This is a genomic window from Salipiger thiooxidans, from assembly GCF_900102075.1.
GTDB lineage: Bacteria > Pseudomonadota > Alphaproteobacteria > Rhodobacterales > Rhodobacteraceae > Salipiger > Salipiger thiooxidans.
The window spans coordinates 1-25,596 of sequence record NZ_FNAV01000004.1 but is presented as its reverse complement, the minus strand read 5'-3'; the positions used below and the strand labels follow the sequence as shown (position 1 = coordinate 25,596).

At 69.0% G+C, this 25,596-nt stretch carries 24 protein-coding genes and 1 pseudogene; 2 read left to right on the top strand and 23 right to left on the bottom strand.

From position 1 onward, the window contains the following. Positions 1-73 precede the first annotated feature (73 nt). The 23 genes from mraY to BLQ77_RS06435 all read right to left on the bottom strand — a co-directional run bounded on the left by mraY (position 74) and on the right by BLQ77_RS06435 (position 24,604). Complete coding sequence (gene mraY, locus BLQ77_RS06540) at positions 74-1,156, bottom strand: phospho-N-acetylmuramoyl-pentapeptide-transferase (protein ID WP_089956925.1); 1,083 nt, start codon at positions 1,154-1,156, stop codon at positions 74-76. 13 nt (positions 1,157-1,169) lie between these two features. Then, entirely contained in the window at positions 1,170-2,603 is a 1,434-nt protein-coding gene (locus BLQ77_RS06535) for a UDP-N-acetylmuramoyl-tripeptide--D-alanyl-D-alanine ligase (protein ID WP_089956922.1), read from the bottom strand. Further along, positions 2,600-4,081, bottom strand: coding sequence for a UDP-N-acetylmuramoyl-L-alanyl-D-glutamate--2,6-diaminopimelate ligase (locus BLQ77_RS06530; RefSeq protein WP_089956920.1), 1,482 nt, complete (start codon positions 4,079-4,081; stop codon positions 2,600-2,602). The genes BLQ77_RS06535 and BLQ77_RS06530 overlap by 4 nt, the downstream gene beginning before the upstream one ends. Before the next feature lie 57 nt (positions 4,082-4,138). Continuing rightward, on the bottom strand, positions 4,139-5,929 hold the full coding sequence (locus BLQ77_RS06525) for a peptidoglycan D,D-transpeptidase FtsI family protein (protein ID WP_008883684.1): 1,791 nt from the start codon (positions 5,927-5,929) through the stop codon (positions 4,139-4,141). Continuing rightward, positions 5,926-6,288 (bottom strand): cell division protein FtsL, encoded by a 363-nt coding sequence (gene ftsL, locus BLQ77_RS06520; RefSeq protein WP_008885697.1) that lies wholly within the window; start codon positions 6,286-6,288, stop codon positions 5,926-5,928. The genes BLQ77_RS06525 and ftsL overlap by 4 nt, the downstream gene beginning before the upstream one ends. Further along, on the bottom strand, positions 6,288-7,280 hold the full coding sequence (rsmH, locus tag BLQ77_RS06515) for a 16S rRNA (cytosine(1402)-N(4))-methyltransferase RsmH (RefSeq protein WP_089956917.1): 993 nt from the start codon (positions 7,278-7,280) through the stop codon (positions 6,288-6,290). Before rsmH ends, ftsL begins: the two co-directional genes overlap by 1 nt. After that, on the bottom strand, positions 7,281-7,691 hold the full coding sequence (locus BLQ77_RS06510; RefSeq protein WP_089956914.1) for a division/cell wall cluster transcriptional repressor MraZ: 411 nt from the start codon (positions 7,689-7,691) through the stop codon (positions 7,281-7,283). It abuts the gene before it with no gap. Between the two features lie 1,020 nt (positions 7,692-8,711). Further along, entirely contained in the window at positions 8,712-11,234 is a 2,523-nt protein-coding gene (locus BLQ77_RS29250) for a hypothetical protein (RefSeq protein WP_242661639.1), read from the bottom strand. A 9-nt stretch (positions 11,235-11,243) separates the two neighbouring features. After that, positions 11,244-14,603 carry a TipJ family phage tail tip protein gene (gene gpJ / locus BLQ77_RS06500; protein ID WP_089956911.1) on the bottom strand — a complete coding sequence of 1,120 codons (3,360 nt, stop codon included), beginning with the start codon at positions 14,601-14,603 and terminating at the stop codon, positions 11,244-11,246. Further along, positions 14,600-15,001: a C40 family peptidase gene (locus BLQ77_RS06495; protein ID WP_089956908.1), complete on the bottom strand. Its 402-nt coding sequence runs from the start codon at positions 14,999-15,001 to the stop codon at positions 14,600-14,602. The genes gpJ and BLQ77_RS06495 overlap by 4 nt, the downstream gene beginning before the upstream one ends. Then, complete coding sequence (locus BLQ77_RS06490) at positions 14,998-15,522, bottom strand: hypothetical protein (protein ID WP_089956905.1); 525 nt, start codon at positions 15,520-15,522, stop codon at positions 14,998-15,000. The genes BLQ77_RS06495 and BLQ77_RS06490 overlap by 4 nt, the downstream gene beginning before the upstream one ends. Next, positions 15,519-15,941: a hypothetical protein gene (locus tag BLQ77_RS06485; RefSeq protein ID WP_089956902.1), complete on the bottom strand. Its 423-nt coding sequence runs from the start codon at positions 15,939-15,941 to the stop codon at positions 15,519-15,521. Before BLQ77_RS06485 ends, BLQ77_RS06490 begins: the two co-directional genes overlap by 4 nt. Further along, positions 15,938-19,117, bottom strand: coding sequence for a phage tail tip lysozyme (locus BLQ77_RS06480; protein ID WP_089956899.1), 3,180 nt, complete (start codon positions 19,115-19,117; stop codon positions 15,938-15,940). Before BLQ77_RS06480 ends, BLQ77_RS06485 begins: the two co-directional genes overlap by 4 nt. Position 19,118: 1 nt before the next feature. Continuing rightward, a complete protein-coding gene (locus tag BLQ77_RS06475) occupies positions 19,119-19,445 on the bottom strand; it encodes a DUF1799 domain-containing protein (protein ID WP_207545817.1) in 327 nt (108 codons plus the stop codon). Positions 19,446-19,465: 20 nt separating this feature from the next. Then, complete coding sequence (locus BLQ77_RS06470; RefSeq protein WP_089956891.1) at positions 19,466-19,774, bottom strand: hypothetical protein; 309 nt, start codon at positions 19,772-19,774, stop codon at positions 19,466-19,468. A gap of 17 nt (positions 19,775-19,791) precedes the next feature. Continuing rightward, positions 19,792-20,724 (bottom strand): phage tail tube protein, encoded by a 933-nt coding sequence (locus BLQ77_RS06465; RefSeq protein ID WP_089956887.1) that lies wholly within the window; start codon positions 20,722-20,724, stop codon positions 19,792-19,794. Next, positions 20,721-20,882 (bottom strand): hypothetical protein, encoded by a 162-nt coding sequence (locus BLQ77_RS28690; protein WP_165617044.1) that lies wholly within the window; start codon positions 20,880-20,882, stop codon positions 20,721-20,723. The genes BLQ77_RS06465 and BLQ77_RS28690 overlap by 4 nt, the downstream gene beginning before the upstream one ends. Then, complete coding sequence (locus BLQ77_RS06460) at positions 20,879-21,310, bottom strand: phage tail terminator protein (protein WP_089956882.1); 432 nt, start codon at positions 21,308-21,310, stop codon at positions 20,879-20,881. The genes BLQ77_RS28690 and BLQ77_RS06460 overlap by 4 nt, the downstream gene beginning before the upstream one ends. Beyond that, on the bottom strand, positions 21,310-21,738 hold the full coding sequence (locus tag BLQ77_RS06455) for a gp436 family protein (protein ID WP_089956878.1): 429 nt from the start codon (positions 21,736-21,738) through the stop codon (positions 21,310-21,312). The genes BLQ77_RS06460 and BLQ77_RS06455 overlap by 1 nt, the downstream gene beginning before the upstream one ends. An 86-nt stretch (positions 21,739-21,824) precedes the next feature. Continuing rightward, positions 21,825-22,217 carry an HI1506-related protein gene (locus BLQ77_RS28685; protein WP_089956873.1) on the bottom strand — a complete coding sequence of 131 codons (393 nt, stop codon included), beginning with the start codon at positions 22,215-22,217 and terminating at the stop codon, positions 21,825-21,827. An 11-nt stretch (positions 22,218-22,228) separates the two neighbouring features. Continuing rightward, positions 22,229-23,125 (bottom strand): Mu-like prophage major head subunit gpT family protein, encoded by an 897-nt coding sequence (locus BLQ77_RS06445; RefSeq protein ID WP_089956870.1) that lies wholly within the window; start codon positions 23,123-23,125, stop codon positions 22,229-22,231. Between the two features lie 13 nt (positions 23,126-23,138). Further along, the gene (locus BLQ77_RS06440; RefSeq protein ID WP_089956866.1) at positions 23,139-23,570 is read right to left on the bottom strand and encodes a hypothetical protein; all 432 of its coding nucleotides are present in this window, start codon (positions 23,568-23,570) and stop codon (positions 23,139-23,141) included. Continuing rightward, positions 23,570-24,604 (bottom strand): phage protease, encoded by a 1,035-nt coding sequence (locus BLQ77_RS06435; protein ID WP_089956863.1) that lies wholly within the window; start codon positions 24,602-24,604, stop codon positions 23,570-23,572. Before BLQ77_RS06435 ends, BLQ77_RS06440 begins: the two co-directional genes overlap by 1 nt. 239 nt (positions 24,605-24,843) lie before the next feature. Here BLQ77_RS06435 and BLQ77_RS06430 point away from each other — a divergent pair, with 239 nt between their 5' ends. Beyond that, the gene (locus BLQ77_RS06430) at positions 24,844-25,260 is read left to right on the top strand and encodes a hypothetical protein (RefSeq protein WP_089956860.1); all 417 of its coding nucleotides are present in this window, start codon (positions 24,844-24,846) and stop codon (positions 25,258-25,260) included. Between the two features lie 63 nt (positions 25,261-25,323). Further along, positions 25,324-25,596: pseudogene (locus tag BLQ77_RS06425) on the top strand (transposase); the annotation flags it as partial.

The following is a 25,596-nucleotide window of genomic DNA, read 5'->3' as shown; positions in this document are numbered from 1 at the left end:
CGTCATGCCGGCCAGAGGCGTGGAGCCCGCAAGGGCGACTTGACCTGTGCGGCCGTCACGCCGCGCCGCGTGGTCAGCGCACCTTGAGCGTGGCGAGGCCGATCAGCGCGAGGATCAGCGAGATGATCCAGAAGCGGATGACGATCTGCGGCTCGGCCCAGCCCTTCTTCTCGTAGTGGTGGTGGATCGGCGCCATCAGGAACACGCGCTTGCCGGTGCGCTTGAAGTAGAGCACCTGTATGATCACCGAGAGCGCCTCGACCACGAACAGGCCGCCGACGATGGCCAGCACGATCTCGTGCTTGGTTGCCACCGCGATTGCCCCCAGCGCGCCGCCGAGGGCCAGCGAGCCGGTGTCGCCCATGAACACCGCCGCGGGCGGTGCGTTGTACCACAGGAAGCCGAGCCCGCCGCCGATGAGGGCCGCGGTGAAGATGAAGATCTCCCCCGTCCCTGGCACGTAGTGCACGTCGAGATACTCGGTGAAGTCGGTGCGGCCCACCGCGTAGGCGATGATCCCGAGCGCGCCGCCGGCGATCATCACCGGCATGATGGCGAGCCCGTCGAGCCCGTCGGTCAAGTTTACCGCGTTGGCCGCGCCCACGATCACGATCATCGAGAAGGGCACGAAGAAGATCCCGAGGTTGAGGAGCGCGTCCTTGAACACCGGGAACGCCAGCTGGCCCGTCAGCTCCGCCGGATGGAAATACGCCGCCCAGGCGCCCGCGATGCCCGCGATCAGGAAGCCCAGCAGCAGCCGGACCTTGCCCGAGACGCCCGCGGTGTTCTGCTTCTTCACCTTGGCGTAGTCGTCGGCAAAGCCGATCGCCGCGTAGCTGATGGTCACGAAGAGCACCATCCACACGAAGGCGTTGTCGAGCCGCGCCCAGAGCAGCGTCGAGGTCAGCAGCGCGCCCACGATCAGCAGCCCGCCCATGGTCGGCGTGCCGGCCTTGACGAAATGCCCCTCGGGGCCGTCGTCGCGGATCGGCTGGCCCTTGCCCTGACGCTTGCGCAGGACGTTGATGAGCGGTTGCCCGAAGAGGAACCCGAAGACCAGCGCGGTCAGGAACGCCCCGCCCGCACGAAAGGTGATGTAGCGGAAAAGGTTGAACAAATCCCCGCCATCGCTGAGTCCGGTCAGCCAGTAGAGCATGGTTTTTCCCTTCTCACCCGTTGCCGCCCGCCGGCGTCTGTCCCATTTTGCGGATCGCGTCAACCACGCGCGAGAGCGCCATCGACAGCGATCCCTTCACCAGCACCACGTCGCCGGCATCGAGATCATGCCGGACCCGGGCGGCCATGGCGCGCGAGTCTTCGGTCCAGTGGCCGCGCTTCTCGTAGGGCAGCGCAGTCCAGAGCTCGCGCATCAGCGGCCCCACGCAATGCACCACGTCGATCTTGGCCATAGAAGGGTGTCCGGCCAGCGCGCGGTGCATCGCGACCTCGCCCTCGCCCAGCTCCTTCATGTCGCCGACATAGGCGATGCGCCGGCCATGGGTGACACGGCCCAACCCGTCGCGGGGCTCGGCGGCGGCCAGCACCTCGAGCGAGGCGCCCAGCGAGGCCGGGTTGGCGTTGTAGGCATCGTCGATCAGCTCGAGCGTCAGCTGGGTCTCGACCGGGTCGAGCAGCACGACCTCGCGCAGCCCGCGCCCCGCCCCGGGCTGCCATTGCCCCAGCGCCGTCACCGCCAGCGCCCGGTCGAGCCCCAGCGCATGCGCCACGGCGAGCACGCCCATGCCGTTCACCGCGAAATGCCGCCCCGGCACCGCAACCTTGTAAAGCAAGTTCGAGCGCCACGCCCGGCCCTGCGCAACGGTGGCCGCGTCGCAGATGGTGACCTCGGTGACCCGGTGGTGATTGCCCGCGGCCTCGCCGAAGTCGATCACATGCGCGGCGCGCGCTTGGGCCAGCTCGCGCAGGATCGGGCTCACCGGCAGGTCGCCGTTGATTACCGCCGTGCCGCCCGGCTCGAGCCCCTCGAAGATGGCGCCCTTCTCGCGGGCGATGCCCTCGAGGCTCTCGAAGGCGGCAAGATGCGCGGGTGCCACGATGGTCACCATCGCCACGTGCGGTCGGGCCATGCGCGACAGCGGCGCGATCTCGCCGGGGTGGTTCATGCCGATCTCGATGACCGCGAAATCCACGTCCGCGGGCATCCGCGCCAGCGTCAGCGGCACGCCCCAGTGGTTGTTGTAGCTCTTCTCGGCGGCGTGCACCTTACCCTGCGCGCCCAGCACGCAGCGCAGCATCTCCTTGGTCGAGGTCTTGCCGACGGAGCCGGTCACCGCCACCACCTGAGCCCGGCAGCGGTCGCGCGCGGCAATGCCCAGCTTCTCCAGCCCGGTCTGGACGTCGTCCACGACCAGCAGCCTTGCCGGGTCCACACCCTCGGGGACGTGGCTCACCAGCGCGGCGGCGGCCCCCTTCTCGAGCGCCTGCGCCACGAAATCGTGACCGTCTCGGGCTGCCCTGAGCGCCACGAAGAGATCCCCCGGCGCGATGGTCCGCGTGTCGATGGAGACGCCGGTCGCGTCCCAGTCCCCGGCCACCTGCCCGCCGGTTGCGGCAGCGGCCTCCTGCGCCGTCCAGAGCGTCACAGCCCCCTCCCGTCCAGCGCGGCCACGGCGACGCTCGCCTGTTCCACGTCGTCGAAGGGATAGACCGTGTCGCCGACGATCTGGCCGGTCTCATGGCCCTTGCCGCAGACCAGCAGCGCATCGCCCGGCTGCAGCATGTCGACGCCGCGCAGGATCGCCTCGGCCCGGTCGCCGACCTCGATGGCCTCGGGCGCGCCCCCAAGTACCTGAAGCCGGATCGCGGCGGGGTCCTCGGAGCGCGGGTTGTCGTCGGTCACGATGACCACGTCCGCGTGCTCGGCGGCGGCTGCCCCCATCAGCGGGCGCTTGCCGGCATCACGGTCGCCGCCCGCGCCAATGATGGCGACGAGGCGGCCCATGACATGCGGGCGCAGCGCCTTGATCGCGGTCGAGACCGCGTCGGGCGTGTGGGCGAAATCGACATAGACCGCGGCGCCGCTGTCGCGGGTGGCGGCCAGCTGCATCCGGCCCCGCACCGTGTCGAGCTTCGGCAGCGCACGGAACACGTCCTCGGCTTCGGCCCCGCAGGCGATGACGAGCCCCGCCGCGAGCAGCGCGTTCTGGCCCTGGAAGCCGCCGATGAGGTTGAGGCGGAGCTGTTCGACCACGCCGTGCCACGACAGCCTCAGCTCCTGCCCGGTGGCGTCGAAGCGCTGGCCCAGCAGGCGCAGGTCGGCGCCCAGGGAGTCGCCCACGGTCAGCGTCTCCTGCCCGCGCGCCTTGGCGATGGCGAGCATGTCGATGCCGCGGGCGTCGTCGATGTTCACCACGGCGGTGCCCTCCTCGGGGAGGACGCGCGCGAAGAGCCCCGCCTTGGCGGCGAAATACTCTTCGAAATCAGCGTGGTAATCGAGATGATCCTGGCTGAAGTTGGTAAAGCCCGCGGCCCGCAGCTGCACCCCGTCGAGCCGCCGCTGGTCGAGCCCGTGCGAGGAGGCCTCCATCGCGGCATGCTCGACACCGGCAAGCGCGGCCTCGGCCAGCGCCTTGTGCAGGGTGATCGGGTCCGGCGTGGTGTGGCGCAGCGGCGCCTGCCAGTCGCCCTCGATCCCGGTGGTGCCGAGGTTCACGGCGCGGAAGCCCATCTCCTGCCAGAGGCGGCGGACAAAGGTCGCCACGCTGGTCTTGCCGTTGGTACCGGTCACCGCGATCATGGTGGCGGGCTGGGCGCCGAAGAACAGCGCGCAGGCAAAGGCAAGCGCCTGCCGCGGATCGGCCGCGATCACCAGCGCGACCTCGCTGCCTGCCAGCGCCTCGGCCGCGATCTGCGCGCCCTCGGCGTCGGTCAGCACCGCCGCTGCACCCTGCGACAGCGCCGCATCTACGAAGCGCGCGCCGTGCACCTTGGTGCCCGGCATCGCCGCAAAGAGATGGCCCGGCATCACCGCCCGGCTGTCCACTGAAATCCCCGAGATTCGCGCCTCGCGCCCGCCTCGCGCGGTCAGGCCCAGCTCCGAGAGCGTCTTTTCCCCGCTCATGGCAGCCCTTTCATCTTTCCAAGAATGCCCGGATCCGGAGGCAGCCCCCGGGGGCCTTCACTGCCGGGCGAGCGTCACGTTGGTCACTTCGCCCATATCGTAATCCGGACGCAAGCCCAGAAGCGGCGCGATCCTGCCGATCATCTCGGCGGCCACCGGAACGGAGGTCCAGCCGGCGGTGCGGCGCGGCTTCGGACCCGAGGTCTCCACCGGTTCGTCCAGCGTCACGATCAGCACGTATTTCGGGGCCTCGGCCGGGAACATCGACGCGAAGGTGGTGATGGTCTTGTCCTTGTAATAGCCGCCGCCCTTCTCCCTGGGCTTGTCCGCGGTGCCGGTCTTGCCGCCGACGTGATAGCCGGGCACGTCGCCGAAGCTCGCGGTGCCCTCCTTGACCACGCGGCGCAGCATGTGGCGGGCGTTGGCGGAGACCTCTTCGGACAGCACCGTGTCGCCGTAGCTGATACCCTTGTGCTTGAGCAGCGTGGGCTTCACCAGGTGGCCACCGTTGGCGATGGCGGCATAGGCGGCCGCAAGGTGCAGCGGCGTGGCGCTGAGCCCGTGGCCGTAGGAGATGGTTACCGTCGACAGGTCGGTCCAGCGCTGCGGGATCAGCGGCTTCCCGCCGGGCGCCTCGACCATCTCGAGCGGCACCGGGTCGAAGAAGCCGAGACGGCGGAGGAAGTCCTTCTGGCGCTCGGTACCGATGGCGAGGGCGATCTTGCCCGTGCCCCGGTTCGAGCTGTTCATGATGACTTCCTCGACGCTGATCTGGCCGTAGTTGTGGCCCTCGAACTCGCCGATGGCGTGGCCTCCCACCCGGAAGGGCGGGCGGGTGTCGATGATGGTCTCGGGCGTCACGATGCCGAGCTCCATCGCCTGCGACGCGGCGAGGATCTTGAAGGCCGAGCCCAGCTCGTAGACGCCCTGCACCGCGCGGTTGAAGAGCGGGCTGTCCGAGGGGCTGCCGCTGGTCGGCGGCCGCGGCCGGTCGTTGGGGTCGAAATCGGGCAGCGAGGCCATGGCGAGGATCTCGCCGGTGTGCACGTCCATCAGCACCGAGGCCGCGCCCTTGGCGTTCATCAGCCGCATGCCGCTGTCGAGCACCCGCTCGGTCGCCGCCTGGATGGTGAGGTCGATCGACAGCTCGAGCGGCGCGCCCTCGCGGGCGGGATCGCGGAGTTCCTCGTCGAAGTATTTCTCGATGCCCGCGGTGCCCACCACCTCGGCCGAGTCGACGCCCTCGCGGCCGAAGCTGGCGCCGCCGAGGATGTGCGACGCGATGGCGCCGTTGGGATAGAGCCGCATCTCGCGCGGGCCGAACAACAGGCCGGGCTCGCCGATTTCGTGCACCGCCTGCATCTGCTCGGGGCTGATCTTCTTGCGGACCCAGAGGAACTTGCGTTTCTCGTCGGTGAAATCCTTGACCATCCGCTCTTCGTCGAGATCCGGGAAGATCGCCTTCAGCTCCTTCGCCGCGCGCAGCGGTTCGATCATCTGCTGCGGGTGGGCGTAGAGCGAGTGGGTCTCCATGTTGGTCGCCAGCAGCCGGCCGCGGCGGTCGGTGATGTCGGCGCGGCTCGCGATGATCGAGGCACCGGTGGCCCGGGCCCGCGGCTCGCTCGGCTCGGTGGCCGAGAGCAGACCCATCCGGGCGCCGATCACCACGAAGGCACAGAAGAACATCGCGCCCATGACCAGCAGACGCCCCTCGGCGCGCACGCGCGCCTTGTCGCGCATCTGCTCGTGGCGGATGCGCAGGTTCTCGCGCTCGATGGCGTCGGGGTTCTCGCCGTTGCTGCGGGCCTGAAGGATGCGCGCCAGCGGGCGCAGCGGTGTCCGGGTCATGGCCACAGCTCCTCGTCGTCGGCGGCGGCGTTTGCGCTGGTCACCTCGATGGCGTCGGTCACCACCAGCGGCACGTGCGGGAAGGACACCTGGTCGACCTTGCCGAACTGCTCCGGGCGCATCGGCAGGAGGCCCAGACGCTCGAAGTTGATCTCGGAGAGCTCGCGCAGCCGGTCGGGGCGGTTGAGATAGGCCCATTCCGCCTTGAGGATCGCCAGCCGTGCCCGCGCATCGGCGATGTCGCCGTGCAGGTCGGCCACGTGGTCCAGCGCCGCCTGCGTCTGGTAGTTCTCGCGATAGGCCCAGAAGGCGAGCCCGATCAGGCCAAGGAAGGTGGTCACATAGAGCATGGTGCGCATCAGCGTTTCCCCCTCAGTTGAGGCATGTTCAGGGTGTCGGGAGACACGTCGCCCGGATCCGCCGAGGTGCGCTGTCCGATGCGCAGCCGGGCCGAGCGCGAGCGTGGGTTGGCGGCGAGCTCGTCGTCGTCGGGGCCGATGGCCTTGCGCGTCATGGTGACGAACTGCGGCTCCTCGGCCTCGACCACGGGGGCATAGCGGCTCACCGCGCCGAGCCGGCCCGAGCGCGCCTGCAGGAAGCGTTTGACCATGCGGTCCTCGACCGAGTGGAAGGTCACCACGCAGAGAAAACCGCCCGGCTTCAGCGCCTTCTCGGCGGCCATGAGCCCGCGCCAGAGTGCGCCGTACTCGTCGTTGACCGCGATGCGCAGCGCCTGGAAGCTGCGGGTGGCCGGGTGGCTCTGCCCCGGTTTCGGGCGCGGCAGGCAGGCCTCGACGATGGCGCTCAGCCGCGCCGTGGTCTCGATGGGCTCCTGTTCGCGCGCCTTGACGATGGCCCGCGCGATGCGGCGCGAGGCCCGTTCCTCACCGTATGTATAGAGAACGTCCGCCAGCGTCGTCTCGTCGAGCCGCTTGACCAGCTCGGCGGCGCTTTCGCCGGCCTGTTCCATGCGCATGTCGAGCGGCCCGTCCTTCTGGAACGAGAAGCCGCGCTCGGCGATGTCGAGTTGCATGGACGAGACCCCGAGGTCGAGCACCACGCCGTCGGCGTCGCTCACGTACTGGTCCATGTCCGCGAAGTTGCCCTCGACCAGCTCGAGCCGGCCGCCGTAGCTGCCGATCCACTCGGCCGCCATGCGATGCGCGAGCGGGTCGCGGTCGATGCCGATGACCTTGTCCGCGCCCGCCTCGAGCAGGCCGCGGGAGTAGCCCCCCGCCCCGAAGGTGCCGTCGACCCAGGTCCCCGAGACCGGCGCCACCGCGTCGAGCAGGGGCCGGAGCAGGACCGGGACGTGCGGCGCGTTGTCAGATGTGTCCGCCGCGGGTGCCATTTATTGTGCCTCCTTGCCGAGCAGCGAGAGCGGGTTGCGCGGGAGTTCCGACTTGAGGTTCTCCGACCGCACCTGCTTCTGCGCATCGTACTGCTCGGCATCCCAGATGCGGAAGGTGTTCAGCGAGGCCACCAGCGCCGCCTCGCTGCCGATGCCGAAGCGCTCGCGCAGCTTGGCGGGCAGGACGATGCGGCCGGTGTCGTCGACCGTCGCGTTGACCACGTTTGCCGAGTAGATCTCTTCCAGCGCATCGCGCTCGTCACCGTGCTCCATCGCGTCGATGCGGTCTTCGATCCGCTCGATCTCGGCGATGGTGTAGCATTCGATGAAGTTGTAGGCGGGGTTGCCGTAGACCATGACGAAATTGGGGTTCTCGCCGCCCGACCAGTCCGGGTCGCCGGCTTCGAGCACACGACGGAAGGTCGCAGGAATCGAGACCCTGCCCTTTCCGTCGACCTTGTGCCGACTCTCGCCTCTGAACCTTGGCCTGCGGCTCACTGTCCCTACTCGACCCCCTGAAACGAAATACGGCGGGTTGATCTGCTGCCACCGATCAACCCGCCGCCTTGACCCGTTTACGGGCTTGTCCAGCTGCGCGCGCCACCTGGGGGGATGTTCTGCTCGCTCGCGCGCCGGATTCTGTCGTCACGATGAAGGGCGGGTGCCTGTATGAACCTGCTCTGGTTTATTTTTTTGGGATTGTGTGCGGAGCGTTTTCGCCCTCTGTCCCGTCCCTCATCGTGGTTAAAGGTATCTCATGGGAAATCATGGGAAGCAACGGTTTTTTTCGAGTCCACACCACGAAATGTTGTCCACAGCGCCTGTGGAAAACTACATTTTGTGTGTTCCCGCCGCCACGTTCACGAATATGTGGTAAGGTGAAAGCAGCTGAGCACCAGATATAGTCACGCCGGCGTGATCTTCGTTGCGCCCACCGTTTCCCAAAAAAACTGCAGGAGCACCATGGGCTTCGTAACCCGACTCGGGTCAGAGATTGAAAACTGTGCCGCAAAAGCCTCGGAATCGTGGTTCAGGAGTCCCTTCAGGCCGGTACTTCGTGAATCACCTCAAGCGGATGAGCACCTCAGACCATGAATTCCCACCCCCTCCGTCCCATGGTTTCCCAAACGCGTGGGCGGGGGCTGTTTGTAGCGTGTGTGTAGCGTGACGCTCAAACTTGCAGTGATTTAAGGCGAAGTTTACAGCAACGCGTTTTTCGGGATCGGGGCGTTTCGAGCGGCCTGAGCGGTCCGCCAAGGGTTTCCACGGGATTTCCCGTCCCATCCCATCCCACCGTCCCACGCGTTCCCAGCCTGCCTCCCATCTGGTCCCATCCGGGAAGCCATGGCACCCCGCCGTCCTGCCCCGTTCAAACACGTCGATTTACAGGAGCGTTAAACGGGGCATTGAAGGGGCGGTTCACGCCCCACCTCAGAACGTCCCGATGCTGCCCGCCCCCGAGACTTCCTCGGTGCCGGCGAGGTTGGTGTGGTTGCGCTTGAGCACGGTGCCGCCGTTGGCCTCGATCGCGAAGTTGTTCGTCCCGCCGCCGGCGGCGTCGGCGAAGGTCTCCTCGAGATACATTACTGCATCCTCGGAGCACTTGAACGCGCCGCAGGTGCCATCGGGGTCGCGGGCCGTGGCCCGGGTGCCGAGGAACCAGCTCAGGGTCTGCTCGATGCAATGCACCTCGGTACCGTTGATGCCCCAGCCGTAGCGCCCGCCGATGTCGATCGACTTCACCGTGTCGTGGGTGGTGAAGCCATTGATGCTGGTCTCGTCGAGGCGGCCATTGTCAGCACTGATGCAGTTGACGTGCAGCACCGAGAGACCTGCGCCTGCGTCGGAGTGATAGCCGAAGCCGTCCTTCTGGCCCTTCGAGCCGTCGACGCCGAACATCGCCACCAGCCCTTCGGTCTGGGTGACCGAGACCGCGTTGCGGATCTGGGTCCGGTGGCCCTGGTAGAGGAAGCTGCAGTTCACCGCGACGATGTTGCGGGTACCGGTGCCGGTGACCGCGAAGGCGCCGTCGATCCCGCCCTCGGTGTGCATCCCCTCGATGTAGATGTCGCCCGGGGTGCTGCTGTCGAACTCGAGCCCGCGCACGTTGCGCAGGAGCGCGATGTGCCGGTTGCCCGGCTCGCGGCCGATGTTGACGTAGACGCGGTTGTTCGCGAGGTCGCGCCAGAAGGTGTTGTCCGGATTCGCCCGGACCGCAGCCAGCGCTTCGGCGTCGGTCTCGCCGTTGTCCTGCTGGTGCTCGAGGTCGATGTAGTGGCCACGGGCATCGCGCTTGTCGGTGCGCAGCACGCGCCCGATCGAGGTGGCGGTGGTGTAGTAGCAGGTTCCGCTGTCCAGCGTCCACGTGTTGGTCCAGCTGCCAACGCGATAGTACATCGGCGCGTCGCAGATGATCGCCATGTGCTGGGTGGGCTCGACCGCGCCGTTGTTCGTCGCCCAGGTCTCGCCGGGGCTCTCGCCGCCTTTCACCTTGATGATATAGGCGCTGCCGGTGGCGTTGCCGGCGGTGATCGCCGCGTGCAGGTTCCGTTTGGCGCTGCTGTAGTCGCCCCAGTAATCGCCGACGCCATCGTTGCTGTCGTCGCCTTCTTCCGGGTCGACATAGAAGACATTGCCGCTCCAGATCGCCATCGCGACCAGGGTGCGCGGGTTGACGCTGCAGAGCCAGGTGCTGCCGACGAGTGCCGCGTAGACAGTATCGGTCGCAGTCCAGCCGAGACCGGCAGGCGGCTCGAAGGCATCCCTTCCGGCCAGCGCGTAGGGCGTGGCGAAGTGGCCGAGCGTCTCGCCCTCGGCGATCATCTCGGTGACGGTCGGCCGCGTCGCACCGCTCCCGCTGGAACTGCCGCCCGCTGAGGGCGCCCAGAGGATGAAGTCCGTACCATCGTACTGGAAGAGGAACTCGGTCGCGGCTGCCAGGCGCCCGGCGGCGGGGTCGCTGCCGTCGGGCTCCAGGAGAGGCAGCGCGCCCAGCCCCGCGATGTTGACGGTGACCGGGCCGCCCGAGTTGCCGCCGCTCCCGATCCGCCCGAAGAAGAACTGCCCGCGCGTGTACTGCGAGATCGTGCCGTCGGCCGTGGTCGCGGTGATCGCATCGGGGTTGGCGGTGCTGATGGACTGCAGGCGCTGCGGCCGCAGGCGCCGATCCCAGATCCGGCGGTAGCCCTGCCCGAGCAGCCGCCACACCGCCCCGGTGTAGACGAGCGAGACCCGGTCGGAGGTCGCAAGCGCACCCGCCGGAAGGGCAGTGCCCTGCCCGTCCTGCACCGCCACCGCGCCGGTCCCGCCGACGTTCAGGGTCACCGCCCCGGTGTTCGTCCCCGGCCAGGGGAAGTCGCGCAGCACCATTCCCCGGGTCAGGCTGACCGCGGCGCCCCCGACAGCGGTGTCGGCGAGGTTGCAGGTGGCAGCGTTGCCGGTGCCTCCGATGTTCGCGACGAGGTAGTTGATCCGGCCCGCCGCGTCGGTGAGCGCGGTCTGCGCTGCCGCACCGATGTTGCCGCGCGCGGTTGTCGCCTGCGGCGCGTACTCAGAGAGCGCATTGGAGATCGTGGGCTTTGTGACCAGCGCCGAGCCGGCTGGGATGTCGGTGAGGAAGGTCGCGACCCCGCCCGCGTCATGATCGTAGACGTCATATGCGATCGCGGGATCGGCGTTCTCGACCCGGAAGCGATCACCCTCACCGGTCGCGGCAATGCCCTCGGCCGTGGTCTCATAGATCGGGCTCTCGGCGAAGGCCTGGTCTTCCACCGCCGTGATCCGCGCGGAGAGCGCATCTGTTGTCGGTGTCCCCACGAGCACCCCGCCCCCGGCGAGCAAGGTCCCGAGGTCAGATATGGTGAACAGCCCGGAGGTGCCCTCGTTGAGCGCCAGCAGGTAGTCCGCCGAAGCGAGGGTCGGGTTGTCGGAGATCTTCACGCCGTTCTCGGCCATGGCGGGTCCTCAGTAGATCGTGGTGGAGACTGCGGCCGTGAGCGCGGCGCGCACATTGTCAACGTTGACCGGGGCGAGGTGGTAGTCCCACGCGCCGGCCGGGGCGGAGGCGGCGGTGGCGCGGTAGAGCACCACCCGCGTCAGGGCGCCGTCGAAGTCGGTGCTGGTGGCCAGCTCGAGCGTGGTGTTCCCCGTCTCGGCCGTCAGTTCCAGGAAGTGCGTGCCGTTGGCGTCGAGCGCCGCGCCGGTGACCGTGCTGCCACCGGTGAAGGACGGCGTCACGCTGCCCGCGGTGCGGCCCGTGACCACGACGGCCAGCCGGTAGGTGGCGCCCGCGGTGAGCGCGACCGCCTGGGTGAGGCTGTCCGCGACGCCGGCGCTGTGCTGCGCCTGCCCGCCCGCGATCGCCCAGTTGGCGCCCGGCGTCCATCCGGCGGCGGACCCGAAGTCTCCGTCCGCGACCAGCGTGACCCGGGTGGCATCGCCGTCGATGATCGTGGTGGTGAGCCCCGGCGTCACCGCCACGGGATGCCCGACCGCGTCGGTGTCGGGATCGACCGTGTCGCCCGAGGTCACGCGGTAGAGCTGCACGGCGGCCGTCTCCGCGTCGGTCACCGCGAGCTCGATCCGGGCATGGCCGAGCCCGCCGGTCACCGTCACGGTCTGCTCGTCGAGCGCCGCCGGCAGCGCCGTGGCATCGGCGCCGACGGTGTGGGTGACGACGGAGGTGGAGGCGCCTTCGGTGGCGTCGAACGCCACGGCCACCGCCTGCAGCTCGATGAGATCGCCGCGCTGGTAGGTCTCGAGCTGCACGCCGGCGTCTGCCGCCCAGATCAGCAGCTCGGTCCAGCTCCCCGCGCCCTGCAGCCGATGAGCGAGCCGATAGTGCGAGATCTGCGCCGTCTCGCCCTCCCCCGGCGCCAGGCGAATGATGACGTAGGGATCGGGCGCCGCGACCACCTGCTCGAACCACGCCGCCCCGAGGCCCGGATCGTCGAGGCCGGAGGCGTTGTCGCTGTCGATCTCGGTGAAGCGCGGCGCCAGCGGCGGCGTGGTGGTGACGCTGATCGGATCGCCAACGGTCACCTCCCAATCCGGAATGACCTCGGCGTCGGACAGCGTCTCGATCTCCGGCGCGGCGAGCTTCAGGGTGAGCTGGGCGCCGAAGTCCTTCGCGGGTTCGATGCCGGTTACGATCATGTCGTGGCTCTCTTCGCCCCGCAGGCCGAAGTGCACGGTTGCGCCCACCTCGGGCATAGCCGTGACCCCGGAGAGCAGCAGAAGCCGGGTGGTGCCTTCGGAGAACAGGACCTCGGCCACGGTGGCCGCACCGACGCTGTCCTCGACATCCTCGTAGACCCGGTAGCCCAGCCCATAGGCGCTGCCCGCGTCCATGGTCACCGGCGTGTCCAGCTCGACCAGCATGCCCTCCACGCGACGGACGCGTGCCGCCACCTGGGCGCAGGTCAGCACCGGGTGCGAGACATGCACAAGGTCGCCCCGGGTGGCGGTGCGGGCGGCGCCGGCCTGGTAGCAGGTGAAGGTGTCCGGCCGCAGCGCGATCTCGTGCATGCGCCGGCGGGTCTCGAGGTAGATCTCGTCGGGGTTGGTCTTGCCCGGGTGCACCATCTCCTCGGTGAGCGAGATCGGCCCCGTGTAGCCCGGCCAGCGGATCACCCGCTCGGCCTCTTCCCAGTCGTCGGTCTCGTCGTTGAACCTGACCCGCACCGCGTGCGGCGGGTCGAGATACTCGCGGCGCCAGCGGACGTCCGAGCAGTTGCGCGGCGAGAGATGGTCGATGACCTGGTCGCGCTCCCTGTCGATCACCACGGTCCACCGGATCCCGTCATGGCGCGGCGAGGCCCGCCCGGCGCCGGCGATGGCGCGCAGCATCTCGCCCAGCGGCTCGCCCTGCTCGTGGATGCGGTCGTAGCGCAGCCCCTTGCCCTCGCAGAACGTGAACCAGTCCTGCATCATGTCCCAGTCGATCTCGGCATCTGTCGCGGCATAGGGGCTGCAATCCCCCTTCAACGTGGCGATGAACGCCACCGCCGGGTTCCGCGAGAGATCCTCCGACCAGGCTTCCCCGTCCCAGGTCTCGGCGTAGCGCGCGACAATGCCGTTGAGAGTGTCGAGCTGGCCGTTCAGCTGGTAGGTCGCGCGGATCCGGATCGCGGTCAGCGCCAGCGGCTTGTCGACGTTCAGCGGGTACTCGGGTCGGATCGACTGCACCGCCGCCAACATGACCTGGTCGAAGTAGCGGTCGTTGGTGCGCTCGGCGGTCATGCGCGTGACCTCGACCTGCCAGCGCCCGCGCGCGGGCAGCTGCCACGAGAACTGACGGAAGAACGGATCATCGCGGTTCGCGACCAGCGAGAGCGTGGTGACCTCGTCCCAGGCGTCTTCGTCCGAGAGCCGCTGGCGGATGCGCACCTCAACCTTCAGGCTCTTCTGCTTGTCCATCTCGCGGTTCAGCCGGTAGAGCCCGGTGGGGAACCAGAAGATCAGCGTGGCGATCTGGGTGGCGCTGGCCGTGACCCGCACCACCGGCGTCTCGATCGCCTCGCCCGAGACGATCTCGCCCGCATCGTTGCGCGGCCGCGGCCGGACCAGTTCGACGCTTTCGCCGTCCTCGATCACCTGGCGGGGATAGAGCGTCACCGGCTCGTCACCCGCCAGCCCCTCGCGGTGCTCGATCTCCACATTATTATAGTGCCCGATCGCGGTGTCGCCGATGCGGAGGTCTGAGATCTTCAGCCGGCCGTAGCCCCAGACGAAGAGCGCGACGACGTATTGCTCGTCTCCGATGATCTGCGTGTAGCTCCGCGCGGCAAAGGGCGGCGCGTAGCGGTGGCGCCCCAGGGCCCACGGCACCGGCGCGTCCGGGCGGAGCTGGTTGTTCCAGCCCGAGAGCGTGTAGCGGTTGCGGCGGTCATTCTCCTCCGGCGTCACCGGCGGCACCAGGCTGTTGACCAGGGCGGCGCCGAGGAAGTTGAGCGCCATGGCGGTCACGCTGATCCCGAACTGGCTGCCGCCGAGACCGATCAGCCCCGCGACCGGCCCCGCGATCGCCACCGCGGCGATCGAGACCACCGCCAGCAGCACCGAACGCAGCCCGTCATTGCCCGGCACCAGGCGGATCACCACCCGGACGCCGGGCTTCGGGCGCACCTGCCCCCACCACTCAGGCAGGACCAGCGCCACGCCCCGGTCGGAGACCAGCGTCACCCGCACGAAGGCGCGATCCGCCGGCGCGAGGCCGGGCAGCGTGTGGGTCACGATCTGCCCGAGCGTCAGCCCCTCGGGCAGTTCGATCTCCTCGCGGGCGAGGCCCGGGTCGAAGAGCGGGGCGGAGAGGATCCGCGTCATGCCTGCCCCCGGTAGCGCCAGGCGCCCTCGAAGCGGCTGCGCCAGCGCGGCCCGGTGACGTCGGCCAGCGCCGAGCCGGTCTCCGGGCTGTGCAGCATGAAGCGCGCATCGACCTTCAGGCCGATGTGGCTGCGGTAGCCGCCGCGGCGGTAGATCAGCACGTCGAAGGGCGCGGGCTCCGCGACCGGCTCCCAGGCGCCGTCGCTCGTGGCGGCACCGATCAGCGCCTCGATCTCGCCCTCCTCGAGCGCACAGATGCCCTCGGGCGTGTAGGCTGGCAGCGCAATCCCCAGCTGCTCGCGGTAGACTAGGCGCACCAGCCCCCAGCAGTCGCAGCCGCGCCGCTCCCTTCCGAGCGCCACATGCGGCAGGCCGATATAGGCGTTCGACCAGCTCACCGGTGCAGCCCCGGAAAGCGGTCACGGGTCATGCGGTCCATGGGGGCGTATTCCTCCTCGATCGGCTGGCGCGAGATGGCGAGCGAGACCTCGGAGGCATCGCCCTCGGCCGAGATCAGCTTGAGATTGCGGAACTCCACCTCGACCACGTCCGGCGTGGCCGCGAGCACGACGGCCATGTGCACGGTGGCGCGGGTGGCGATGGCGCGAAGCTGGGTGGCGATGTCGTTGGTCACGTTCTCCAGCACCAGCCCGCCGGCCGCCGGCGCGTCTTCCTGGTCGCCGGGGATCTCGGCCGAGGCCAGCACGAACAGGTAGGGCTCGGAGGCCGGGTCCGCGCCCATCCAGGCCGAGCGCGTGCCGTAGGTCAGCGGGTCGGTCCCGAGCCGGACGGTGGGATCGGTCGAGAGCAGCACAGGCGCCGCGAGCGCGCTGTGCTCGAAGCGGAAGAGCGCGACCTCGACCTGATCGGACAGCGCCGCGTCGAAGGCGCGGCGGGCGTTCAGCGACACGCGTCTCATGGCATCACCCAGACGGAGAAGGATTTGGTGAAGGTCATGCCCCGGAGCGTCTCCGAGGGCGGCTCGTCGCCGAAGACGCAGAGCCACTGCGCCGACATCAGGATCGGCGTGCCGTCCTCGTAGAGCAGCGGCACCCCGGTCTCGTGCAGCAGCGGCCAGCCGTCGGTCACCGGGTCGGGCATCCGGAAGGGCGTCGTGCCGAAGCCGCAGGCGTCGCGGTAGAAGCTGTCGAAGACCGCCTTCTGCGCGCGCGAGAGGACGAGCGAGAGGTGCACGCCCTGCGCCACCTGGGAATACTGCTTGCGGTAGCCCGGGATCGGCGCGTCCTGCGCGCGCTTCAACCGCGGATCCGTGGCCTGCGCCTGGTAGCGGTCGCGCAGCGGGCGGGGCAGCTCGGAGGGCCAGCTCAACACGGTCATCGGCGGGGCCCCACCAGTCGCTGGCCATACTGGCCCTGCATCGCCTTGCGCGCCTTGCCGCCCGGCATGGTGAGCGCGTTGCCCACCATCTCGGAAAGCACGTACTTCTCGCGCCGGCCGCCGCCGGGCAGCGCCTCATCCTCGACGGAGAGTGCCATAGGCATGCCCGGCGGCGTGACGACCTGGATCTCGCGGGGCCCGGCACTGACGGGCATGCCTGCAAAGCCGCCGCCGTTGGCGCGCGCCGGCAGGCTCGCCATGGCGTCACCGCCGGAGTTGATCCACTCCAGCAGCCCGCGGTTGCGCGAGGTCGCGGCGCCGTTCACCACGAACTCGCCGGAGCTGATCCGGATGAGCCCACTGTCCGCGCGGCTGCCGCCGGGGAAGTACTGGTAGCCGCCGTCGGCATTGGCGGGGGCGGCCGCCGCGGCCGGGCCGAGGATCGCGTCGACCAGCCCGCCGACCCAGCTGGTGGCCCCGCTGCCGCCGGCGCCGGTGAGGCTCGACAGCAGCCCGCCCAGCACGTCGAAGCCCTGGCCGAGCGTGCCGAGCGTCTGCTGCGCCGTCGTGGCCGTGGTGCCGAACTTCGCCAGCGCCTCTTCGGCGCCGCCGAGCCGGTCTGCCCAGCCATGCGCCCCGCTCGGGTTCGCGGCGGACCAGCCCTGCGGCCGCTCGAAGCCCACGAAGGCCTCGGTGGCCTCGCGCACATTGGTCGAGGCCAGCAGCGTCTGCAGGACCCCGTTCTCGCCGGTGAGCAGCTCGGACCACGCGTATTGCAGCTGCGCCTCGACATTGCCGAGCCCGCCCATGCCGCCAAGCGCCCCGAGCAGCCCCTGCCCGCGCCCGGCGTGGTGCTGGAAGAGCCCGAAGGAGGTGCCACCGTCGCCCACGGCCATCGGGTTGAAGGCGCTCTCGGACGAGACATTGCCGAGGATCGCCGCGATCTGGTGCGGCGCCAGCCCCTTCTCCGAGAAGAACCGCCAGACCTGTTCCTGCACCGCCGGCGAGCCAGAGAGACCGGCCCCACCACCCAGACCCGAGGCGATGAAGGGCTCTCCCGTGAGCGCACCGGTGACCGTGACATTGCCGGCGGTCACTGCCATCGAGGCGGTGGAATAGGCCTTCATCGCCGAGACGTCGGGATCGGGCATATCGCCGCCGGTGAGCCGGCCCCAGATCCCCTGCCAGCCGCCGAGATCGTCCATGGTGGGCAGGTCGGTGCCGAACACCGCGTTCTTCAGCGGGTTCAGCATGCCGAGGTTGCTGAAGGTGGTGGCGACCTCTTCGGCGATGGACTCGAGCGCGCCCGCGAGGTCGCGGTTGATCAGCCGGTCGAAGAGGTCGTCGATCGCCTGCGTGCCGGCGCTGCGGACCGTCTCCCAGGCCTGCGCCTGGCGCGCGATCTCGCGGGTCAGCTCGGCCTCCTCGAGCACCGCGTCGCGGACCTCCCGAGCCCGGTCGCTGCCGGCATCGAGCCCCTGCTGTCGGATCAGCAGCTCGGCCTCGTAGAGCGCGAGGATGCGGGTGCGCACCGCCTCGGACTGGCCCAGCAGCTGCTGCTCAAGGCGCAGCTTCCAGAGGCGCAGGTCCGCCTGCCGGAGGTAATCGCCCGAGGCAGCGAGCGACCCGAACGGATCGGCAGAGGAAAGGCCGTTCTGAGCTTCCCACGCGGCCCGGTAGCCGGCTTTCTGCTCCTCCGACCAGGACTGTTGCGCCAGCATCAGCTCCATCTGCTCGCGCTCGGCCGCGATCTGGAGCGTCTTGACCTCGAGGCTGTCGCGCCCGTGGGCGACGATGGCGCGGGTGATCTCCGCCTGCGCCTGGAGTTGCGAGACCTGGCCACGCCAGTCCCGCGCCGCCTCGGCATCCCGGATCGCCTTGGCCCGCTCCATCTCGGCGCGGTTCAGCTCGAGCACCTGCCCGATGATCTGCGGCAGGAAGCCCTTCTCCTTCAGCCGCGCTTCCAGCACCGCCTGCGCCTGCTCCATGCGCAGCGCCTCGACCTCGGCGGACCGCTCGCCGAAGCGCAGGATCGCGTCCGACAGATCGATCTCGCGCTGCAGCTCGGTCGTGATCTTGCGCCGCTCGATGTAGGCCTTGGCGGCCGCGTCCGCCTGGTCGCGGATGTCCTGGGGAATGGCCTCGGCCACGGCCTTCAGCTGACGCAGCGTGTCGAGCGTCTCCGAGAGCGTCGAATAGAACGCGAGCTGCTCCTTCGTCATGGCGCCGATGCCGCCCGTCGCGGCCTTCAGATCGTCCTGCAACTCCCGGATGCCGTCGATCTGGTCGTCGTAGGTCCCGGCGCTGCCGATCGAGCCGATGATGGCCTGGTACTCGGCGTAGTTCGCGCCCCGACCGGTGCGGGAGATGCGCCGGTCGCGCTCCTCGAAGAGGTCCTGGATGCCCTTCGCGGACATGCCCTCGGCGAGGCTCTGCCCCGCCTTCGCCGCGTCGATCTGCAGCTCCTCGAGCGCAATGGCCTGCAGCTCGCGCCGCAGTTCCTGGATGTCCCGACCGCCGCTGCCGTAGCGCTTGATCAGGTCATCGGTGCTGAGCCCGACCAGATCCCGGTAATCCCCGATGCGGCTGTTGATCCGATCGAGCACGTCCTCGAGCGTCTCCGCCTCGTCCTTGCTGCGGGTGAGCCAGCTCATCATCGCGGCGCCGGCGGCAATCGCCCCGATCGTGATCAGGTTGACCGGGCTCAGGAGGCTCATGAACGCCGTTCCCAGCGCCCGCACCGCCCCGGCAGCCCCCATCGGCCCGATCACCTGGGCGATCTGCGAGCCCTGCTGGAGCGCCAGCTGCAGCGGGTTCTGCCCCGCCTGCATCATCACGCCGATGTCGAAGAACTGCGCCGAGAGGTTGCCCACCTGCCCCGCGGCGATCCGGGCGCTGTCGCCCGCGCCCCTGGCGCCGCCCCGCAGCCGGTCGAAGGCCGCGCCCGCGCGGGTCTTCACGCTGTCATAGGTGGCGCCCAGCCGGTCGAGGATCGTGGTGGTGCGCCGGGCCTCGGCGCCGGCCCCCGACAGCGCCGCCTCTTCCGCGCCCGTCGACGTGGTGGCGCCGGTGGTCGCGGCATTGAGCTCGTCGGTCGCCGTCTTCAGCGCCCGCACGTCGGCGGCGGCTTCCTTGCCGCCCCGCATCGAGAGATATCCAGCCACACGGAATGCCATGTCAACGCTCGTTCAACACCTGTTTCGCCCCGTCTTCGATCAGCCGGATCTCCGCCCAGAGAGCAGGGTCCGGATCGTGGCCCGCGAGGCGGAGGCCGCTCTCGCAGGCGCCGTAGTCGAGCCCCTGGTAGACCGCGCCGCGCGGACCTACAGCGACGCGCCACTGGGTCTGGACCGCGAGGAAGCATTCGAGCGCCTCGAGATGCTCCTCCCAGATCCCTTCCTGGTCCTCACCGGGGTCCCGCAGCAGCTCCAGCGGGATGCCCCAGAACCGGGCGTCGCGCTCCAGCTCGTCTTCCTGGCCGTTGTCGAAGAGCCCGCCGGACACCCAGGCGCGTCCGGCCCAGGTCAGTTTCCCGCCTTGGCCCGGTAAAAGCCGGTGTGATACGCCCCCAGCATCGCCACCCGCAGGTCGGAGTAGTCGAGCAAGTCCTCGAGCAGCTCGCGGCTGAAGCCGAGCGGCAGGTCCTGGTCGTCGAGCAGCCCGTCGAGCCCGGCGATGACCCGGCGCAGGAAGCTCTTCTGGGTCTCGGCGCCGGGGGCGTCGAACTCCGAGAGCTGGGCATCGGGCAGCGCGCGGAAGGTCGCGACGAAGCTCTCCTCGCCCACGTGGACGGTTGCGGTGAAGGTGCGGGTCTTCGAGAGGCGGAAGGCCATGGGACGGTCCTTTGTCGTCAGGTGAGGGTCAGGGTCCACTGGTCGTTGCCGGCGCCGGGCAGCGGCACCATGCGCAGCGGCCATTCCTTGATCCCCTGCGCCTCGGTGATGCCGGTCGGGCGCTGCATCAGCGCGTCGGGCACGTCGAGCGTGGCGATGTTGCCGGCACTGGTGCCATGCACGAGCTGCACCGGCACCGCGGTCTGGTCGCGGGCGAGCGCGAACGGATCGAGCGTGGCCAGCGGCACCGCCTTGATCTGCATCTCGATCATGTCGGAGCGATCGACGATGACGATCTCCTCCTCGCCGATCAGGAAGCGGCCCTGGACATCGTTGCCGAAGCCCAGCTGGAAGTTGCGCAGCACGTACGGATCGCCGTCGATGGTGAAGGTGGGCGTGTTGGCCTTGGTGCCGGCCAGGGGCTTGAGGAAGGCCGAGTAGTCCGGGCTCGGCAGCGCGGCGGCCACCGGCTTCACCCAGAGGCCCGTCATGGTGAACTCCAGCTGCGGGATGCCCGAGGCGTTGACCGTGAGCTTGCAGTCGCCGCGCGCGCCCAGCAGCGCGTAGAGCGTGCCGTCGATGTTGAGGTAGATCGTGGCGCTCTCGAAGCTGCCCGAGATCGGGTTGTAGACCACGTCGGTGAGCGCCGTGACGGTCTCGGCCACGCCGCAGGCGCGCAGCACCGGGCCCCAGGCCGGCGCGGTGCCGGCGGTGCCCGAACCCGCCAGCTCGACGCGGAAGCTGATCACCGCGTGCACGTCGACGGGGATGGTGGCGTTGGCGCCGAGATAGGGCGTGTCGTGGCCGCGATCGAGGTCCGAGCCCTCCATGGGGCGGATGCTGATCTCGCTGGCGAGGATCGCGTTGGCCGCACCCGTGGGCGTGGCATCGGTGCCGTAGACGCTCTCGATCTTGGCGAGCAACACCTTCTTGCGGAAGTAGAGCGTCATTCGGAGGCCTCCTTCTGGTCAGTCTTTGCGCTGCTCGCGGCGGGCTTTGCGGGCTTGGCGGCCGGGGCCGCGGGCTGGGTCCGGGCGGCGAGCTTCAGCTTGCCCTTGTCGTCGCGGGCATAGCTGCCGCCGCCGGAGGGGAGTGGTCGCCTGGTCATGACGTGATCCTCAGCTGGTCGGTGATGGAGAACTCGATCTGGTAGCCGAGCAGGCCGTGATCGGTCGGGATGATGGAGGCCTGGCGCAGCTCGAAGACACCGACCTCGTCCGCCGGCGCCCATCCGGCGAGCGCCGAGACGATCTCGTCGACGAAGGCCTCGAGCCGGCCGAGCGCACGCTCGCCCGCCGCATCGACGGAGCGGGTCAGCAGCACCACGGCGATGGTCCGCACGATCGGCTGGGTGAAGGCGCCGGCGAGGGCGTCGCCCTGCCCGCCCCGGATCCCGGTCGGCAGCACGTAGGCGCGCACCCCGCCCGAGGGCAGCGTCTTGCTCTCCATCAGCCGGGTGAACGCGGCAGCACCATCGATGCGGTGCGCGAGATCCGGCACCAGCGCCTCGAGGCGGGCGATGAGCAGCCCGAGCATCAGATCCAGCCCTTCAGGGTCTGCTCGGTCATCGGCCGCGCGCGGTCGTTGACCCGCACGCCCCCGGCGCCGGTGGTGGTGGTGGCGACGCCCTCGGCGTTGAGCCTGAGCGTGCCGCTGGCGATCTGCTCGAGCTGGCGGATCGCGGCCTTGTAGTCGGCCTCGATCTTCTCGTCGGGCGTGTAGATATGCAGCGTGTAGATCGCGATCTGGCGCGAGATCGGCCCGATCTGCACCGGCACGGAGGCGAAGGGCAGCACGTAGCGCCCGGCGCAGTAGCCGTCGATCAGCGCGTCGGCCTCGGCGATCGCCCGGTCGACCACACCGCCGTCGATCGCGCCACTCGCGATCTCGCCGCGGTCGGTCAGGTCGACGAGCAGCTGGGCGCCGTAGCGCTCGACCAGGTCGGCTTGGGTGCTGTAGGCCACGTGTCTCTCCGGGAAAGGCCCGGCGGCACCAGGGCCGCCGGGAGGTGAGGCAACGCCCGCGGGCAGTCAGCGGGCGGAGCGGTCGATCAGTCGATCTCGCGGGTCTCGACGCTGAGCCGCGGGTCACCCAGCAGGGCGGCGATCTCGTCCTCCGAGAGGTCCTCGGCGGGGATCGTCACCGGCTCGGCCGTGAAGTGCCGTCCGGCGCGCCAGCGGCCTTTGCGGGGCCCCGTGACGACAACGACGAGCGGCTGGCCCGTGGCGGCGGAGGTCCCGTCCGGACCCTCCGCCGCAGCCGGGGTGCCAGCCGCGGCCGTATCGGCCGGGGCGGGCTCCGGGGGTCCGGGCGTCGTGGTGGCGCCTTCCGCCTCCGCGACGCGTTCCGCGAGCTTCGCGTCGCCGATGTTGGGCGCGAAGGAGACCTTCGCGGCGGCGGCGCGCGCCTCCAGCGCGATCCGGTATGTGCTCTTCTCGGTCATGACCCCGGACCTCAGGCGAGCCAGGGCACGATGAGCAGCTGGGCGGTGCCTTTCCACTCGTTGGTCTCGCCGCCCGTGCCCAGCTCGGAGTTGAGCAGCTTGCGGCCGGCGCTCTCCAGCGAGGGCGGCACCACGAGCAGGTTGGGCATCAGCCCCAGCGGGCGGCCGTAATCGCCCTTCATGCCGGAGAGCGCCGCGCGGGCGGTGGCGTAGTTGGCCGCGTTCAGCGTCTGCTTCGACCCCCAGGCCATCTGCCAGAACCCGAAGCCCGAGTTGAACCGGGCGTCGGCGCCGTAGATGAACTCCTTGTTCATGAAGACGTTCTGGCTCGTCAGATCCGTCATCGAGACGAACTCGAAGTCCTTCCGGCGCTGCAGGATCACCGGCTTCAGCGCCCGCGACGTGTCGAGCAGGAACCAGGGCGTCCCGGCCCCGCCGTCGGTGTTGGCGACCGTGGTCAGCTCGCCGTTCTCGTCGAGTACGGGATGGTCGGTGTCGAAGAAGTTCTGGCCGTCGTAGCACTCGGTCGAGAAGCCGGCCTTGAGGGTATCGCCGAAGACCAGCGCGTCCTTCTTCGAGCCGGTCGACATGCCCATCTCGGTGAACATCGGGCCGTAGATCCCGAGGTTGTCGGTCTCGATGTCGTCGCGGTCGACACCGATGGTCAGTTCCCAGGGCTTCTCCTTGATGGCGTAGTCGTGCTGCATGAGGCTCTGGACCGCCCGCGGGCCGATCCATTCGCGCACGTTGGGCATCTTGCCCAGCCAGCCGTACTTCAGCTCCTTCTGGGTCGAGGTCACCTCGGTCGCGACCTGCGACCACTGCGACGACGCCTGGCCGAGCCCGTTCTGGAAGTTGGTTGCGAAGCCCGCGCGGAGCGCGTTCAGGTTTGCGGCATTCACCAGCATGTCAGGGTCTCCGTCAGGATGCGTTGGTCAGGGCTTCGTCGAACCGGACCCAGACGCCGCGGTCGTCCACGGCGTCGATGATCCCGGCAGGCGAGCGGGTGGCGGTGCCGTCGGTCTTCGCGACGGTCTGGTCATCGACCGCGAAGGCCACCGCGCCGATGTCGGCGATGGTGATCTCGTCGGCCCCCGCCGCGTTGCCGAAGCGGAAGGTGCCGGGGCGGTAGTCGCAGGCCAACTCGCCGGCCGCACCAGCGCTGTTGTCGACCCGCTCCATGGCGACGCCCGCACCGACGAGGCCGGTGGCGGTCTGGCCCTCGACCAGGTGGCCGCTGGCGTTGCGCATCACCATGGCGCCGGCATAGATCAGCGTCGCCGCGGCCACCGCGCCGCGGCGGATATCCCCTTCCGAGCGGGGCGTGTTGCGGTCCTGTGTGAGCGCGGCCATCAGAGTGCCTCCCCGAGGTTCTTCGCCATCGCCGCCGGGTCGATGCCCAGCATCTTCGCGATGGCGGATTGATCGGTGCTGAGGGCTGCCTCACCCTCCTTCGGGGCGGGCGGTTCCAGCGAGGTGTTGGTCTGGTCGAGCCGGGGCAGCGCCTGGATCATCTTCGCCGCGCGGGCGGGATCCTCCATGTGCAGGGCGACATACTCCTCGCGCGCCGCCTTCACGCCGGCGCGCCGGTCGCGGATCGCGCCGTCGACAAAGTCTTCCGCCGCCTTGCGCTTGCCACCCTCCTTGAGGGTGGTCACCTCGGCCTGCAGCGCGGCGATGGCCTCGGCCTGCTCGCCACCGGCGCTGGCAAAGCCGCGGGCGGCCGCCACGACGGTGGTCAGGCTGACCTCGCCTTCGAGGCCCATAGCGCTGCCGATCTGGCCAAGCGCGGTGCTGAGGGTCTCGTCGCCCTCCCCGTCTGCGTCGAGGCGCGTGGCCAGGGCGGCCGTGATGTCATCTTCCGAGGCATCCTCGGACAGGCCAAGCAGCTTGGCCACCTTCGCGGAAAACATGTCGCCATACTCCGTGCTGTTGAGCGCGAGCAGCTCGCGCAGGGCGGGATCATTGGTGAGGGCGGCGCGGGCGATGGCATTCACCCGGCCGGTGGTCTTGTCGTAGGAAAGGACGGGAGAAAGGCCCCAGTAGGCACGGTCCGAGAGCAGCGCCCGGCCGCTCTCGTTCCAATCCACGCGGCCCCAGATGCCGTCCGCGCGCTCCTCCATCTCGGTGATGAAGCCGCGCGCCGGCGCCGACAGGCCCAGCTTGGCCGCCGTGTCGGTGCTGTGGTTCTCGTCGATGTGGATGCGCTGGCGGCGCGAGAAGCTCTCCTCGATCACCGCCTTCGCGTCGTCATAGTGCCAGGGCCCGCGCCCGTCGCGCGCCTGGACCCGGCCCCTGGGGACGAGGTGGACCCACTCCGGAACGGTCTGGCCGTTTGCCGGAGCCGGGAGCGGGATTGTGGAGAGGGAGACGAGGGCGGTGTTCATGCAGCGATCTTTGCCCCGCGAGGCAGATCGCAAACATGTCCAACTGGTTGTCAGGGGGAGTGGCGTGGCCGCAAACTAAGACTGCCGCACCTCACGGGCGACGGTCAAGTGCACGATGTTCGTCGCCGGCAACCGCACGCGAGGGCTTGGGCCACGGACCACTTTGCGGACGAAGCGGACGTTGCAATGCCGGGCAAGGCATTTAGGGTATTTCAGAAACCCGCTCATGGAGATGAGGTATGAGTGAAATAATCGACATCAAGCTTCAGGTGGAAATGTGCCTCAGAGCTCTTGAAGCAGTTTTGCCGTTTGCGGATGCCGCTGGCATAGAGACCAATTGTGAAGACGCCTACGATGAGTGGGAGGAAATCGTTGAAGCGCTTTACTCCTCTTTCGTTGTGCGGCCGATTTGCGATAGCGGGGTCTCCTGGGGTATTTGGCAGTTCCACAGACTGGGCTTCGAGATTGATGACGAGGCAAGAGCGGTGGTCTTCGTCGACATCGACTCCAGCACTTACTTCATTTTTGACATCACCAAGTTTGAAGACAACCACATGCGGCTGGTTCTCTGTCCTTTGGATCCGTCGGCTGACGAGATTATTGCAGCTACTGATAATTGTGAGAATTTTCGGGTCGAACTCGTCCCCAATCGGTGAGGCTCTGTTGCACAAATCGCGTGAGGGATTCATCTCGTGAATCCAGCGTGGTAGCCGGGATGCATGAGCAGACCCATACCCGCGACCTACAGGACCAGGAACTGGCCAGCCTATAACGAAGCGCTCAAGCGCCGGGGTTCGCTGACGATCCACTGACCGGCAGTGCATTGCGCAGCAATGTCACGAGAGGTTGGTTCGACCCTGAGATGAGCTGGGATGGCGCGGTGACAGGCCGGCGTGGCCGACAGCAGACCTACAGCGATGCCGCTATCCAGACGTGCCTTTCGATGAAGGTTTTGTTCGGCATGGCGCTCCGGCAGACAACCGGGTTCGTCG

Excerpts from the sequence above, each read along its gene's own strand:
- mraY (WP_089956925.1), bottom strand. The coding sequence starts at position 1,156 with ATGCTCTACTGGCTGACCGGACTCAGCGATGGCGGGGATTTGTTCAAC.
- BLQ77_RS06530 (WP_089956920.1), bottom strand. The coding sequence starts at position 4,081 with ATGAGCGGGGAAAAGACGCTCTCGGAGCTGGGCCTGACCGCGCGAGGC.
- BLQ77_RS06525 (WP_008883684.1), bottom strand. The coding sequence starts at position 5,929 with ATGACCCGGACACCGCTGCGCCCGCTGGCGCGCATCCTTCAGGCCCGC.
- ftsL (WP_008885697.1), bottom strand. The coding sequence starts at position 6,288 with ATGCGCACCATGCTCTATGTGACCACCTTCCTTGGCCTGATCGGGCTC.
- rsmH (WP_089956917.1), bottom strand. The coding sequence starts at position 7,280 with ATGGCACCCGCGGCGGACACATCTGACAACGCGCCGCACGTCCCGGTC.
- BLQ77_RS29250 (WP_242661639.1), bottom strand. The coding sequence starts at position 11,234 with ATGGCCGAGAACGGCGTGAAGATCTCCGACAACCCGACCCTCGCTTCG.
- gpJ (WP_089956911.1), bottom strand. The coding sequence starts at position 14,603 with ATGACGCGGATCCTCTCCGCCCCGCTCTTCGACCCGGGCCTCGCCCGC.
- BLQ77_RS06490 (WP_089956905.1), bottom strand. The coding sequence starts at position 15,522 with ATGAGACGCGTGTCGCTGAACGCCCGCCGCGCCTTCGACGCGGCGCTG.
- BLQ77_RS06485 (WP_089956902.1), bottom strand. The coding sequence starts at position 15,941 with ATGACCGTGTTGAGCTGGCCCTCCGAGCTGCCCCGCCCGCTGCGCGAC.
- BLQ77_RS06480 (WP_089956899.1), bottom strand. The coding sequence starts at position 19,117 with ATGGCATTCCGTGTGGCTGGATATCTCTCGATGCGGGGCGGCAAGGAA.
- BLQ77_RS06470 (WP_089956891.1), bottom strand. The coding sequence starts at position 19,774 with ATGGCCTTCCGCCTCTCGAAGACCCGCACCTTCACCGCAACCGTCCAC.
- BLQ77_RS06465 (WP_089956887.1), bottom strand. The coding sequence starts at position 20,724 with ATGACGCTCTACTTCCGCAAGAAGGTGTTGCTCGCCAAGATCGAGAGC.
- BLQ77_RS28690 (WP_165617044.1), bottom strand. The coding sequence starts at position 20,882 with ATGACCAGGCGACCACTCCCCTCCGGCGGCGGCAGCTATGCCCGCGAC.
- BLQ77_RS06460 (WP_089956882.1), bottom strand. The coding sequence starts at position 21,310 with ATGCTCGGGCTGCTCATCGCCCGCCTCGAGGCGCTGGTGCCGGATCTC.
- BLQ77_RS28685 (WP_089956873.1), bottom strand. The coding sequence starts at position 22,217 with ATGACCGAGAAGAGCACATACCGGATCGCGCTGGAGGCGCGCGCCGCC.
- BLQ77_RS06445 (WP_089956870.1), bottom strand. The coding sequence starts at position 23,125 with ATGCTGGTGAATGCCGCAAACCTGAACGCGCTCCGCGCGGGCTTCGCA.
- BLQ77_RS06440 (WP_089956866.1), bottom strand. The coding sequence starts at position 23,570 with ATGGCCGCGCTCACACAGGACCGCAACACGCCCCGCTCGGAAGGGGAT.
- BLQ77_RS06435 (WP_089956863.1), bottom strand. The coding sequence starts at position 24,604 with ATGAACACCGCCCTCGTCTCCCTCTCCACAATCCCGCTCCCGGCTCCG.
- BLQ77_RS06430 (WP_089956860.1), top strand. The coding sequence starts at position 24,844 with ATGAGTGAAATAATCGACATCAAGCTTCAGGTGGAAATGTGCCTCAGA.